The following is a 13,426-nucleotide window of genomic DNA, read 5'->3' as shown; positions in this document are numbered from 1 at the left end:
CCACGGGAATATCTACGGCAGCAAGCCAGTAATGGGTTAAGTGATAACAGGTGTCTGGAAATATAGGGGCAAATCCAGTGCAGAACATGGTATCCGGAATTCTTTATCCAGAGAAAGTTGCCGTTGGTGAATCAATAAATTCTGACGCCATTTCCGGAAAAGTACTTTCCGGACAAAGAAAAAATATGTCTAAAAAAAGACCAGGATTGTTATGACACAGCAGCGTTGTTACTACCCCCCACTGCGGCGCATACGGACTCGCTACAGTGTAGGAGCCAAAATATTTCTACTGCTCTGGGCTGCAGGATTGGGAGGCACGCTGTACAGCCTGTACAGCGTGCTGGCGTACTGACATCTGTGAGGGAAGGATGCGTTTCGTTCTTTTCTGTCCCTCAGGAATTGTACCAGCGCAGTTCGCAGCTCTATCAACCGGTTCTGTCGGCAATGTTACCTGCATTGGAACAGAAGAGGAGTTACGCAATAAATTGCGGCACAGGCCACAGAGTGTCGTGATATCGGCAGGGCGACCTGCCGAATGCGCTGAAATGTGGTTCCGATTTTATCGGGATCACTCATTCGTGGTGGTGTTGTGCGTCGCGCCCTTTTTTCTGCCACCGGATGTGAGTATTTCTGGCGTTCTCAAAAACCTGAGGTTACTGAAACCAGGAATGTCAGTAGAGCATGTCATCAGTATTGCAAATACCTCTGGTGGGTTTTCAGGGCTGAAACATGCAGAAATTTTGCCAGTTATGGACAGTTACTCTGTCTTTATGAAAGAGGTGAATAACCGCACAAAGACAATCGTCATGTCAGAACGCTTCCCGGAAAAGCAAAAGAAGGTGTTGTCGTTGCTTCTTGCCGGACACAGCTTGGAATACAGTGCGCAGTTTCTCAAAACGGGGATAAGACAGATATGGCTTACCGAGCAGTCGCTAAAAAAGCGTTGGGGAATACCGGACAGCATGTCATTGCGGGAAGCCCTGCTGCTTGGCAGCAATAAATTTCACGGTGATGGAAACGCATTGGAAACAACGAATGCCATGACATTGCGTGAAAACGGAAATACCAACAGGTATTCCGTGGTGGTAAATGCAGGGACGCAGGCTTTATCTCTGCATAAATATAAATAAGTGGGAAATTGAAATTAGTTACCAGAATGGAGAATTTCTTCATGAAAAACAGTAAGGCATTTTACCGCAGCGCATTAGCGACAGCTATTGTTATGGCTCTTTCTGCACCAGCATTCGCTGCTGATAAAGCGGTATCAACTGATTCGGTTACATTGGATAAAGATAATACAACTCTGAAACAAGATGTTGTTATTAGTGGTACTACACAGATTACAGCCGCAACAATTAATGCGAAAGATAAAGACCTTAATGTTACTTTGGGTGGTCATGATATTACCGCCACATCAACGGTAGACCAAGGTTTAGTTGAAGGTGTAAAAGTTAGCGGTGACAAAAATGTTGTGATTAATGCTACAGGCTCCACCATCACAGCTCAAGGCGAAGGCACCTATGTCCGGACTGCAATGGTCATTTCTTCTACTGGCGATGTTGTTGTTAATGGCGGTAATTTCGTTGCAAAAAATGAAAAAGGTAGTGCGACAGGGATATCTCTGGAAGGGGACACGGGAAATAATGTCACGCTCAATGGCACAACCATAAACGCTCAAGGTAATAAGAGTTCCAGCAACGGCTCTACGGCAATTTTTGCTCAAAAGGGTAGCGTATTGAATGGTTTTAACGGTGATGCAACCGACAACATTACCCTTGCTGGCTCAAATATTATTAATGGCCGGATTGAAACAATAGTTATTGCCAAGGAGAATAAGGGAACTCATACAGTCAACCTGAATATTAAGGATGGCTCAGTAATTGGGGCTGCTAATAATAAACAAACAATTTATGCCTCAGCTTCGGCACAAGGAAAAGGTTCAGCAACGCAAAATTTAAATTTGTCTGTTGCTGATTCAACCATCTACTCTGATGTCCTGGCCCTTTCTGCAAGCGAGAATTCAGCCGGTACCACAACAAATGTAAATATGAACGTTGCCCGCTCTTACTGGGAAGGTAATGCTTATACCTTCAATAGCGGCGATAAAGCGGGTAGTGATCTGGATATAAATCTTTCCGATAGTTCAGTCTGGAAAGGCAAAGTTTCAGGGGCAGGAGATGCCAACGTATCTCTGCAAAACGGGTCTGTCTGGAATGTTACGGGTTCCTCAACCGTTGATGCTCTGGCAGTAAAAGACAGTACGGTTAATATCACGAAGGCTACAGTCAATACTGGCACGTTTGCTTCTCAAAACGGCACACTGATTGTTGATGCCTCTTCTGAAAACGTCCTGGATATTAGCGGTAAAGCAAGCGGTGACTTGAGTGTTTACAGTGCGGGCTCATTGGATCTTATCAATGAACAAACGGCATTTATTTCTACCGGCAAAGACAGCACTCTAAAAGCCACAGGCACAACGGAAGGTGGTCTGTATCAATATGACCTGACACAGGGAGCTGATGGTAACTTTTATTTCGTAAAAAACACGCATAAAGCATCCAACGCCAGCTCCGTGATTCAGGCAATGGCAGCTGCTCCGGCTAACGTCGCTAATCTGCAGGCTGACACGCTCTCCGCCCGTCAGGATGCTGTCCGTCTGAGCGAAAATGACGAGGGTGGCGTATGGATTCAGTACTTTGGCGGTAAACAGAAACATACCACCGCGGGAAATGCATCCTATGACCTGGATGTAAATGGTGTAATGCTGGGTGGTGATACCCGCTTCATGACTGAAGATGGTAGCTGGCTGGCCGGTGTGGCGATGTCTTCTGCGAAAGGTGACATGACCACCATGCAGAGCAAAGGTGACACTGAAGGTTACAGCTTCCACGCTTACCTGAGCCGCCAGTATAACAACGGTATCTTCATTGATACTGCTGCACAGTTTGGTCATTACAGCAACACGGCAGATGTTCGCCTGATGAATGGTGGCGGTACCATCAAAGCTGACTTTAACACCAATGGTTTCGGTGCGATGGTTAAAGGTGGTTACACCTGGGAAGACGGTAATGGCCTGTTTATTCAGCCATATGCCAAACTGTCTGCTCTGACTCTGGAAGGTGTGGATTATCAGCTCAACGGCGTGGACGTTCATTCTGACAGCTATAACTCTGTGCTGGGTGAGGCCGGTACGCGCGTGGGTTATGACTTCGCTGTGGGCAACGCGACCATTAAACCTTATCTGAATCTGGCCGCACTGAACGAATTCTCTGATGGCAACAAAGTCCGTCTGGGTGATGAGTCTGTCAATGCAAGCATTGACGGTGCAGCATTCCGCGTGGGTGCAGGTGTACAGGCTGATATCACCAAAAACATGGGAGCATATGCAAGCCTTGACTACACCAAAGGTGACGACATTGAGAACCCGCTACAGGGTGTAGTTGGTATCAATGTGACCTGGTAAGAATAAAGCAGTCGGTTCCCCTGTCGACTGTTATACCCCCTGCAGGCAGCAGTATGCTGCCTGCAGGCCATAAATATCCAGTATTCATGATGCTGGTTTTTTGCTGATATTTACCCTGAACATTCCTGATACAGACTATTAATACAATCTTATCTGCGACAGATTTCATTTTCTGGATATATTATGAATGAACAAATCAAACAGGATATCGATCTGATTGAGATTTTATTTTATCTGAAGAAAAAGATTCGTGTTATCCTTTTTATTATAGCTATCTGTATGGCAATGGTGCTGTTGTTTCTGTATATCAATAAAGATAATATAAAAGTGACTTACAGTCTAAAAATAAACCAGACAACACCAGGCATACTTGTTAGCTGTGATAGCAATAATAACTTTGCCTGTCAGACCACAATGACTGAAGATGTTATTCAGCGAATTACTACATTTTTTCACACCAGCCCAGATGTCAAGAACAGAGAAATAAAGCTGGAATGGTCAGGAGATAAGAGAGATTTACCAACTGCTGAAGCGGAAATATCTCGCGTGCAGGCGTCTATCATCAAATGGTATGCGTCAGAATACCATAATGGCAGGCAAGTTCTCGATGAGATACAAACACCTTCAGCAATTAACAGTGAGCTTTATACAAAAATGATATACCTGACCAGGAACTGGTCATTGTATCCGAACGGTGATGGCTGTGTAACCATAAGCTCACCGGAAATAAAAAGTAAATATCCTGCTGCCATTTGCCTGATTCTGGGATTTTTTCTAAGCATTGTGATTTCTGTAATGTTTTGCCTTGTCAAAAAAATGGTAGATGAATACAAACAAAACTCTGGGCAGTAATAAACAGCATTCTGATAGAGAGTGCCTGTATAAAGCTGAAGTGACAATGACCGGGAAGGGAGCCCGTCTTCAGGAATGGATTCCTGTCTTTTTCACTGTAAATATCCTGGCATTATTAATGTCAGGATATTTACAGAAGAGCAGCATAACCATGACGGAACGGGGTTAAGTCAGGTTGTCCTTAACGCTATTCACAACCTCGTATACCGCCTTCAGGTTTATGTCCAGACTTCATATCTCTCTCAGCAATCCTCAATAATCAGATACACCGCTTTCACCGGACCATGAACCCCGACGACTTTGATAAGCTCAATGTCCGCCGTTGAACTAGGACCACTGATGATGTTAATACATGACGGCATTCGTTCACCGGCCTGCGCTTTCTGATGCAATTTTTCTGCGAGTTGCGCTACACGCGGCAGGATTGTGCTTTTACGCAGGATAAAAAGAGAAGATTCCGGGAGCAGGCTCAATGAACGCCCGCGCCCGGCGGCGGAAAAAAGAACCACGCCACCCGATTCGGTTAAACCATATTCAGCATACACGACGCCCACTTTAGCCTGCTCTGCTTGTGATATGTTCTCAATACCTTTCGCCGGATCCCAAACAACGGCATTGCATTCCTGCTGCAAACGTTCGCTAATCCCCAATTCCTCCAGCCTCGTGTCACCGCTAATCACGACCGACTGCTCTCCCAGCTCTTTACACAGACATATTGCAGCTTCTGCGGCCTGCGCCTCGCTGGTCAGTTCACAGCGCGTCAACATAACATCGCTGGCAAACTGGATAAACGCGTCACAGCGCTGCTGTTGGTTAAGTTCGGTAAGCCGCTCGTTAGCATAGTTGTTAAGCGGCGCATCTTCTGCTTGCGGTTCAAGTCGCTGCGGGCGACCCAGTGCCTGAGCAACGTTATTCAAAAATTCGCTCCGATTATCCATTCTTTTTCTCCTGCGCCTGATGTTTCTTAAACCAACTACGGAAACTCTCTCCGTCAGCTTCAGGAAGATCGCGTGCTTCCATCCAGTCGCTAATCGCGCCAAATTTGAGTGGTGTTTTGCCGCCATTGATAAACCAGCTTGCCGCATGAGCACCAGCCATCATCCCGACTTTCCACAATCCTGGATGACTATTGGCATAAGCGAACATTTTTATCGCCCGTTGCTCTGCTTTTGCGGTGATCCCTTTTTCAGCCATCACCCGACGATGACGCAAAATCAGTTTTGACAGCGGAATACGCACCGGACACACGCTGTCACAAGCGGTGCATAAAGAGCAGGCGTAGGGTAAATCTTTAAAATCTTTATAGCCGCCAAGTAGCGGAGAAATCACCGCACCAATTGGCCCTGGATAAATAGAGCCATATCCATGACCGCCAATATGGCGATATGCCGGACAAGTATTCATACAAGCCCCGCAGCGAATACAGCGCAGCACATCCCGAAATTCAGAAGCCAGCACCTCAGAACGCCCGTTATCGACAATAACCAGATGAAACTCTTCAGGACCATCAACGTGCCCCGCTTCGCGCGGTCCTGTCAGCCAGGTGTTGTATCCCGTCAAACGTGCACCAACGGCACTGCGCGCCAGCATGGTGATCAATACATCTACCTCGGCAAACGTGGGGGCAATACGCTCCATTCCCATCACTGCAATATGCGTTTTAGGCAGCGTGGTACACATTCGCGCATTACCTTCATTGGTCACCAGGCATACCGAACCGGTCTCTGCCACCGCGAAATTACAGCCGGTAATACCTATTTCAGCACTGAGGAAATCTTCGCGGATTTTTTGCCGAATGAATAAGGTCATCGCTTCAGGCGTTTCCGGCCCCTCATAGCCCAGACGTTCGTGTAGCACTCGACGGATCTGATGGCGATCTTTATGAATTGCCGGGACCACAACATGAGAGGGCGGATCTTGATCCAGCTGGAGAATGTATTCACCCAGATCGGTTTCAATCACCTGAATACCAGCATCCTGCAACACATGATTGACACCAATCTCTTCGGTCACCATCGATTTAGATTTCACCACCTTCCGGGCATTTTTGCGTTGGGCGACCTGTAAAATGTAGCGGGTGGCGTCTTCTTTGGTTTTTGCAAAATAGACGTGACCGCCGTTTTGCGTCACTTTTTCAGAGAGCTGGTACAGATAAGCGTCGAGATTACTCAGAACATGATCACGTATCTGGGCGGCCCGATCGCGCCACTCCTCCCAGTGCCCCAATTCATCGACCATTTTTTGCCGATTTGCCCCAATACGCTGCTGCGCGTTTGCCACCGCTTTGCGCATGATCGGATCTTCAATTTGCTGACGGATGCGTGTCTTAAAATCTGTATTACTGGTTTTGATCGACATCTTTATATCCTCAGCGGCTCATCAGCACTTCAGCAATATGCATCACTTTGACTTTCTGCCCTTCCCGTTGTAATCGTCCACTGATGTTCAGCAGGCAACTCACGTCAGCACCAATTAAATACTCAGGGCGGACTTCCATCAGGTGCGCAACCTTTTCTTTCACCATCTCGCCGGATATTTCGGCCATTTTGACCGAGAACGTGCCGCCAAATCCGCAGCAGGTATCCTGTTCAGCAAAGGTCAACAGCTCCAGTCCACGCACATTTTTCAGCAGCGTAAGTGGCTCGTCCTTCACCCCCAGCTTACGGGCCAGGCTACAAGATGGGTGATACACCGCTCTCCCTTGCAAACTGGCACCTACATCGACTACCCCTAATGTATTAACAATAAAAGAGGTGAGATCCTGCATACGCGCGGCAACCTTTTCGGCACGTGATGCCCATTCAGGCTCATCCGCCAGATACGTTGGGTAACTTTTTACGGCATAGGTACAGGAGCCAGCCGGTGAAATAATGGGATCGTCGTTATCCTCCAGTGCGGCGATCAGATTTTTCATCCCTGGAATCGCTTCTTTGATATAACCACTATTGATCGCAGGCTGACCGCAGCATCCCTGTTTCTCCGGGAAATTTACGCGACAGCCGAGTTTTTCCAGTAGCAGCACGGAGTCTCGTGCCATTCTTGATTTCAGGGCGTCACCAATACAGGTGACAAAGAAATTGACATTCACAACTAATACTCCATTACTTCATGCCCATTTATGCCCGATGGTTCCCCCACCAGGGGATCAATCATCAATAAATATGGCGTTCTTTTTTAATTGGCTAGCAACATACCACCCCTCATTTGTATGACAAATGATAATCTTTCATCCAAACTTCAAATGCAATAACTAATTTTATTTCTTTCGGCATCGCTCACATTTTATAGGGAAATCGACGATCATTTTTGGCATAAGAAATTCATTTAAAAAGGCCACATCCCTTATACCTATTCAGAGCTACTTATTCAGGGGTTGTTGAGATATACAATGATGGTGTACTAACAAAATCACCGGCAATAATCAGGTATCAAGTAATAGTCGGCATTTTATTTAATTAAAGCAATTTAGTTTGCGTTTTTATTTACATACTGGGCCTGCATTCTTCAAAAAAACATATAAAACACTGTTGGAAATAGAAATAGTTGAAAGGCTCACAACACCCGGAATGCTGATTATCTTTGCTCCGATTCCTGGCGGTTTTATTCAGGGTGCAAGCTGTCTGACTCTTTCCCGATATTCTCCCGGGGTACAACCAAACTCGCGGACAAACGCCTTGTGAAAAGATGATTCACTGGCATAGCCTACTGACTCAGCGATCACCACAACAGGGAACGTTTCCCGGGAAAACATCTGGGCCGCTATTTGTAGACGCAACTTTGTTAATACAGCCAGCGGCGTGGTTCCGGAAACATCACGGAAAAGCTGGGCAAAACTTGCCCGGGACATGTGGGCGATGCTGGCCAGCGATTCGACGGTCCAGGCGTGTCCTGGCATTTCCAGCATTTGCTGTATTACCGCACCAAGACGTGGATGCAGAAGCAAACTGAGAATGTTTTTCTCAGTATTAACCTGTGCAATCCACTCACGCACCGCGAGGGTAAAGAATGTAGCGCAGATCTGGCTACACAGTGCATCCACTCCCGGCATTGCCGATTTGGACTCCTGTTGTAAAAACGGGATCGCCTCCCTCAGCCAGTTATATTCCACGCTGTGGTTAACCGGTGCTAAAAACAGCGTTTCCGGCAAAGACGTTAAAAAATAACGCGCCGAATGTTGCAGCCGAAGAGTGCCGCAGACAATACAGGTCGATTCATTATCGACATGACTCAGGCGATGAGCTGAATTTTGTGGTAGCAGGACCACATTTCCCGGGCGTAATGTAAAAATCTCCCCCGTCGGCATTTCCAGCTTCGCCGCTCCTTGCGTTAACGCATGCCAACGAATAACCGATAATTCCCCGGCACCATGTGGAAGCTGCCAGTCACTTCCTAACACGCAATTCTTATCGATCGTTCCTTGTGGAGCGTTAAGCATCAACAAACGGCTAAGGGCATCCATATCAGACTCCTGAGTGGTTTTTGATTACAAACACCAACAATCTTAGACAATAATTAATCTAATACCATCAAATGGTTAATCATGATTTTTGTTTTGTGATTCTGATTAAGAAAAAGAAAATACCAGACGATAAGACAAAATATCAAGCGTTGTGAAGAAATGTTATTTGCTCTTTTGCGTCTATAGTCATGATGTCAAATGAACGCGTTTCGACAGGAAATCATCATGAATAAATATCAGGCAGTTATTATTGGTTTTGGCAAGGCTGGAAAAACATTAGCCGTCACGCTGGCAAAAGCAGGTTGGCGTGTGGCTCTCATCGAACAATCAAATGCAATGTATGGCGGGACCTGTATTAATATCGGCTGTATCCCAACCAAAACATTGGTTCATGACGCACAGCAGCACACAGATTTTGTCCGTGCCATACAGCGTAAAAATGAAGTGGTTAATTTTTTACGTAATAAGAATTATCATAATCTTGCGGATATGCCCAATATCGACGTGATCGACGGCCAGGCGGAGTTTATCAATAATCATAGTCTGCGTGTTCATCGGCCTGGGGGAAATCTGGAGATTCATGGCGAGAAAATTTTTATTAATACCGGTGCACAAGCCGTGGTTCCGCCAATTCCTGGAATTACCACCACGCCTGGTGTATATGACAGCACCGGATTACTTAATCTAAAAGAATTGCCTGGGCATTTAGGTATTTTGGGCAGCGGATATATTGGCGTTGAGTTCGCCTCTATGTTCGCTAATTTTGGCAGCAAAGTAACCATTTTAGAGGCAGCTTCGCTGTTTTTGCCTCGGGAAGATCGGGATATTGCTGATAATATCGCGACGATTTTACGCGATCAGGGCGTCGATATTATCCTCAATACCCATGTGGAGCGAATCAGTCACCATGAAAATCAAGTGCAAGTGCATAGCGAGCACGCCCAACTGGCGGTGGATGCACTGTTAATCGCTTCCGGTCGTCAACCGGCTACCGCTTCGTTACATCCAGAAAATGCCGGTATCGCAGTAAACGAGCGCGGGGCAATTGTCGTTGACAAGCAATTACATACCACCGCAGACAATATTTGGGCGATGGGAGATGTTACCGGCGGGCTGCAATTTACTTACATATCACTGGATGATTACCGCATTGTACGTGATGAGTTACTGGGTGAAGGCAAACGTAGTACTGATGATCGGAAAAATGTGCCTTATTCCGTATTTATGACACCGCCCCTTTCCAGGGTTGGTATGACAGAAGAACAAGCCAGAGAGAGTGGTGCTGATATTCAGGTGGTGACATTGCCTGTAGCTGCAATTCCGCGCGCCAGAGTGATGAACGATACCCGTGGGGTATTAAAAGCGATTGTTGATAATAAAACCCAACGTATATTAGGGGCATCACTGCTGTGTGTTGACTCCCACGAGATGATTAATATAGTGAAAATGGTGATGGATGCCGGGCTGCCTTATAGCATATTACGCGATCAGATATTTACTCATCCGTCGATGAGCGAATCACTCAATGATCTATTTTCATTAGTCAAATAAACTCAAAATCAGACGCCAGGACAAATATTCTGGCGTCTCAGAGAAAAGAATCTTATTAATTCCTTGTTATTATATAACTTCTTAATCACTTCATTGATGGTATTTTATATGTTTAAAAAACCTGTTTTATTTGCAACACTATTATCTGGCGTTATGGCATTTTCCACCAATGCAGATGATAAAATAATTCTGAAACATATCAGCGTCTCGTCAGTATCAGCATCACCGACAGTTCTGGAGGATGCCATTGCTGATATAGCCAGAAAATATAATGCTTCATCCTGGAAAGTCACATCGATGCGAATTGATAATAATTCAACCGCAACAGCAGTATTGTATAAATAAGAATGTTCACAATGGAAAAATACCTGCACCTGTTAAGTCGGGGAGATAAAATTGGCCTGACATTGATTCGTCTGAGTATTGCGATTGTTTTTATGTGGATTGGGTTATTAAAGTTTGTCCCTTACGAGGCAGACAGCATTACACCATTCGTCGCAAACAGTCCACTAATGTCGTTCTTTTATGAACACCCGGAAGACTATAAACAGTATCTGACTCACGAAGGCGAATACAAACCAGAAGCAAGGGCATGGCAATCGGCCAATAATACCTATGGTTTTTCCAACGGTCTTGGCGTCGTGGAGGTGATTATTGCTCTGCTGGTTTTGGCTAATCCTGTCAATCGCTGGTTAGGTTTATTGGGAGGGCTGATGGCATTTACCACACCGTTGGTAACACTCTCATTTTTAATCACCACCCCGGAGGCATGGGTACCCGCATTGGGTGACGCTCATCATGGTTTCCCTTATTTATCTGGTGCTGGTCGCCTGGTATTGAAAGATACTCTGATGCTGGCAGGTGCTGTCATGATAATGGCAGATTCGGCGCGGGATATTCTTAAACAACGCAGTAATGAATCCAGTTCAACGTTAAAAACTGAATATTGATAATCCGAACACTGTCTGTTGTTCACTTTTTCAGGCGTCAGGCTCCCTTTCTGATGATGAAGCCTGACGCCATATTACCGGAGATATGACAGAGTGAAGATCAATATCACTCCCCTGTTAAAAGATTCTTGTCGTCTCAGGTAAAATAAGTGATTAATATCAATCATGTATTTTTACAGCAAGACAACCACGAACAAACTCAGGATTAAAATGTTTTACCGATTCCCCAACATAACCCAAATCAAGCGAACTAATTTGCGCCATTTCTTTCTCTGTCAGTGAGAAATCCCAGATAGCAAAATTTTCTTCGATACGCTGTTGATGTGTCGATTTCGGAATAACGACCACTCCCCGTTGAATATTCCAACGCAGAATGACCTGAGAAATCGATTTTTGATGGGCATCTGCAATATTCTGAAGCAGACTATTTTCAAAGGGTTTATGTCTTCCACCGCCTAACGGAGCCCATGCTTCAGGCTGCACGTTATAATACTTCATGGTTGCCAGCGCCTCTGGTTGGGCAAAATAGGGATGCAACTCGACCTGGTTGACCATCGGTTTAACTCTTACCGTCTCACAAAAGTTCGCCAGAACATGAGGGTAGAAATTGGAAACCCCAATCGCTTTTAATTTTCCCTCTTCATAGGCATCTTCGAGTGCACGCCACGCACTAAAATAATCGCGCATGGCCTGGTGTAATAAATAGAGATCGAAGTATTCTAGTCCCGATTTTTTTAATGATTCTTCAATACCTGCTGCTGCAATATCCTGATTCAACATATCCTGCACCCACAATTTAGACGTTATAAATAACTCATCTCGGGTACATAAACCTTCAGATATAGCTTCACGAACGGCTTCACCGACGGCATCTTCATTACCGTATACCGCTGCAGTGTCGATGAGTCGATAACCCGTGCGGATAGCGTTCAACACTGACTGTTTGCACACGTTTTTATCGGTAACCTGAAAAACACCAAATCCCATCATCGGCATTTTCAGATTGTTACTTAATACGGAAAATTCCACTGTCAGTCCCTCCATTAGGTATGAACAATGAGTCTACGTTAAAACGTAACCTCAAATTAGTATGTGGATTTTGATATCACTTATGCAAAAAATTCATTAATAATGTAGGACGGAAACCTCTCTATTTTTGGGGCAATGAAGCAGACGCTACCAGTGCTTTTGCCTTCGCCCTTGCTGTTTTTGATACACTTAGGGCCCTGGGCATAACGAAAATGTGCGATATGACAAAGAATTAACGGAGAATGTGATGATCAGGCAGAAGATTCTACAGCAGCTCCTGGAGTGGATTGAGTGCAATCTTGAGCACCCTATTTCAATCGAAGATATCGCACAGAAATCTGGCTACAGCAGACGCAACATCCAGCTTCTGTTCCGAAATTTCATGCATGTACCTTTGGGAGAATACATTCGCAAACGAAGGCTTTGTCGTGCTGCCATTCTTGTCCGGCTCACCGCGAAATCAATGCTTGATATTGCACTCTCTTTGCATTTTGATTCACAGCAGTCATTCAGCCGCGAATTTAAAAAGTTATTCGGCTGCTCTCCCCGTGAATACCGCCACCGTGATTATTGGGATCTCGCAAATATCTTCCCTTCTTTTTTAATACGTCAACAGCAAAAGACGGAGTGTAGATTAGTCAACTTTCCTGAGACACCTATTTTTGGCAATTCATTTAAATATGATATTGAAGTGTCGAATAAATCACCGGATGAAGAAGTCAAACTGCGACGTCATCATTTAGCCAGATGTATGAAGAATTTTAAGACGGATATCTATTTCGTCTCCACGTTCGAACCGTCAACAAAATCGGTCGATTTGCTCACAGTTGAAACTTTTGCCGGTACGGTATGCAAACAAACCGATTCAGAGATGTCGAAAGAGTGGACAATTAACCGAGGACTGTATGCCTCTTTCCTCTATGAAGGTGAGTGGGAGCACTACCCTGAATGGGCGCGAAACCTCTATCTGATGGAATTACCTGCCAGGGGGTTAGCCAGAGTGAACGGCAGTGATATTGAGCGATTTTATTACAATGAAGATTTCGTAGAAAAGGATAGCAATGATGTTGTTTGCGAAATATTTATCCCTGTTCGTCCGGTTTAGTTATCGCTATGTCTAAA

At 45.3% G+C, this 13,426-nt stretch carries 12 protein-coding genes and 1 pseudogene; 8 read left to right on the top strand and 5 right to left on the bottom strand.

Annotated elements, in window-relative coordinates:
* Positions 1-77 precede the first annotated feature (77 nt).
* From BEB54_RS20950 to ykgH, 4 genes and pseudogenes are all read left to right on the top strand, one after another.
* A pseudogene (locus BEB54_RS20950) lies at positions 78-215 on the top strand (LuxR family transcriptional regulator HyxR); the annotation flags it as partial.
* Positions 216-368: 153 nt separating this feature from the next.
* Positions 369-1,130, top strand: coding sequence for a protein HyxA (gene hyxA / locus BEB54_RS20945; protein ID WP_105277160.1), 762 nt, complete (start codon positions 369-371; stop codon positions 1,128-1,130).
* A 41-nt stretch (positions 1,131-1,171) separates the two neighbouring features.
* Complete coding sequence (gene hyxB / locus BEB54_RS29740) at positions 1,172-3,463, top strand: outer membrane autotransporter HyxB (protein WP_265347464.1); 2,292 nt, start codon at positions 1,172-1,174, stop codon at positions 3,461-3,463.
* Between the two features lie 183 nt (positions 3,464-3,646).
* Positions 3,647-4,315, top strand: coding sequence for a protein YkgH (gene ykgH / locus BEB54_RS20930; protein ID WP_105277159.1), 669 nt, complete (start codon positions 3,647-3,649; stop codon positions 4,313-4,315).
* Between the two features lie 242 nt (positions 4,316-4,557).
* Here ykgH and BEB54_RS20915 read toward each other — a convergent pair whose 3' ends face one another.
* From BEB54_RS20915 to rclR, 4 genes are all read right to left on the bottom strand, one after another.
* Positions 4,558-5,253 (bottom strand): LutC/YkgG family protein, encoded by a 696-nt coding sequence (locus tag BEB54_RS20915; protein ID WP_032183351.1) that lies wholly within the window; start codon positions 5,251-5,253, stop codon positions 4,558-4,560.
* Positions 5,246-6,673, bottom strand: coding sequence for a LutB/LldF family L-lactate oxidation iron-sulfur protein (locus BEB54_RS20910; protein ID WP_000023919.1), 1,428 nt, complete (start codon positions 6,671-6,673; stop codon positions 5,246-5,248). The genes BEB54_RS20915 and BEB54_RS20910 overlap by 8 nt, the downstream gene beginning before the upstream one ends.
* 10 nt (positions 6,674-6,683) lie before the next feature.
* Complete coding sequence (locus BEB54_RS20905) at positions 6,684-7,403, bottom strand: (Fe-S)-binding protein (protein ID WP_001102123.1); 720 nt, start codon at positions 7,401-7,403, stop codon at positions 6,684-6,686.
* 516 nt (positions 7,404-7,919) lie between these two features.
* A complete protein-coding gene (gene rclR / locus BEB54_RS20900) occupies positions 7,920-8,774 on the bottom strand; it encodes a reactive chlorine-specific transcriptional regulator RclR (RefSeq protein WP_000339584.1) in 855 nt (284 codons plus the stop codon).
* Positions 8,775-8,999: 225 nt separating this feature from the next.
* Between rclR and rclA the strand changes: the two genes are divergently transcribed.
* From rclA to rclC, 3 genes are all read left to right on the top strand, one after another.
* Positions 9,000-10,325 carry a reactive chlorine resistance oxidoreductase RclA gene (gene rclA, locus BEB54_RS20895; RefSeq protein WP_105282258.1) on the top strand — a complete coding sequence of 442 codons (1,326 nt, stop codon included), beginning with the start codon at positions 9,000-9,002 and terminating at the stop codon, positions 10,323-10,325.
* Positions 10,326-10,433: 108 nt separating this feature from the next.
* Positions 10,434-10,670, top strand: coding sequence for a reactive chlorine resistance periplasmic protein RclB (gene rclB, locus BEB54_RS20890; protein ID WP_000474001.1), 237 nt, complete (start codon positions 10,434-10,436; stop codon positions 10,668-10,670).
* Between the two features lie 11 nt (positions 10,671-10,681).
* The gene (gene rclC / locus BEB54_RS20885; RefSeq protein WP_001355150.1) at positions 10,682-11,275 is read left to right on the top strand and encodes a reactive chlorine species resistance protein RclC; all 594 of its coding nucleotides are present in this window, start codon (positions 10,682-10,684) and stop codon (positions 11,273-11,275) included.
* A 159-nt stretch (positions 11,276-11,434) separates the two neighbouring features.
* Here the strand turns inward: rclC and BEB54_RS20880 are convergent, their stop codons facing one another.
* Positions 11,435-12,304, bottom strand: a complete 870-nt coding sequence (locus BEB54_RS20880) for an aldo/keto reductase (protein ID WP_123059756.1) — start codon at positions 12,302-12,304, stop codon at positions 11,435-11,437.
* 247 nt (positions 12,305-12,551) lie between these two features.
* Here BEB54_RS20880 and BEB54_RS20875 point away from each other — a divergent pair, with 247 nt between their 5' ends.
* Entirely contained in the window at positions 12,552-13,409 is an 858-nt protein-coding gene (locus BEB54_RS20875; RefSeq protein WP_123059755.1) for a helix-turn-helix domain-containing protein, read from the top strand.
* Positions 13,410-13,426 lie beyond the last annotated feature (17 nt).

Origin of the sequence: Escherichia sp. MOD1-EC6021 (genome assembly GCF_002965245.1) — a bacterium.
Lineage (GTDB): Bacteria > Pseudomonadota > Gammaproteobacteria > Enterobacterales > Enterobacteriaceae > Escherichia > Escherichia coli_F.
The sequence above is the reverse complement of the archived record's forward strand: the minus strand, read 5'-3'. Positions and strand labels throughout refer to the sequence as shown.

Coding starts and splice junctions, on each gene's coding strand:
- BEB54_RS20915 (WP_032183351.1), bottom strand. CDS start 5,253: ATGGATAATCGGAGCGAATTTTTGAATAACGTTGCTCAGGCACTGGGT.
- ykgH (WP_105277159.1), top strand. CDS start 3,647: ATGAATGAACAAATCAAACAGGATATCGATCTGATTGAGATTTTATTT.
- hyxB (WP_265347464.1), top strand. CDS start 1,172: ATGAAAAACAGTAAGGCATTTTACCGCAGCGCATTAGCGACAGCTATT.
- hyxA (WP_105277160.1), top strand. CDS start 369: ATGCGTTTCGTTCTTTTCTGTCCCTCAGGAATTGTACCAGCGCAGTTC.
- rclC (WP_001355150.1), top strand. CDS start 10,682: ATGGAAAAATACCTGCACCTGTTAAGTCGGGGAGATAAAATTGGCCTG.
- rclB (WP_000474001.1), top strand. CDS start 10,434: ATGTTTAAAAAACCTGTTTTATTTGCAACACTATTATCTGGCGTTATG.
- rclA (WP_105282258.1), top strand. CDS start 9,000: ATGAATAAATATCAGGCAGTTATTATTGGTTTTGGCAAGGCTGGAAAA.
- BEB54_RS20875 (WP_123059755.1), top strand. CDS start 12,552: ATGATCAGGCAGAAGATTCTACAGCAGCTCCTGGAGTGGATTGAGTGC.
- rclR (WP_000339584.1), bottom strand. CDS start 8,774: ATGGATGCCCTTAGCCGTTTGTTGATGCTTAACGCTCCACAAGGAACG.
- BEB54_RS20910 (WP_000023919.1), bottom strand. CDS start 6,673: ATGTCGATCAAAACCAGTAATACAGATTTTAAGACACGCATCCGTCAG.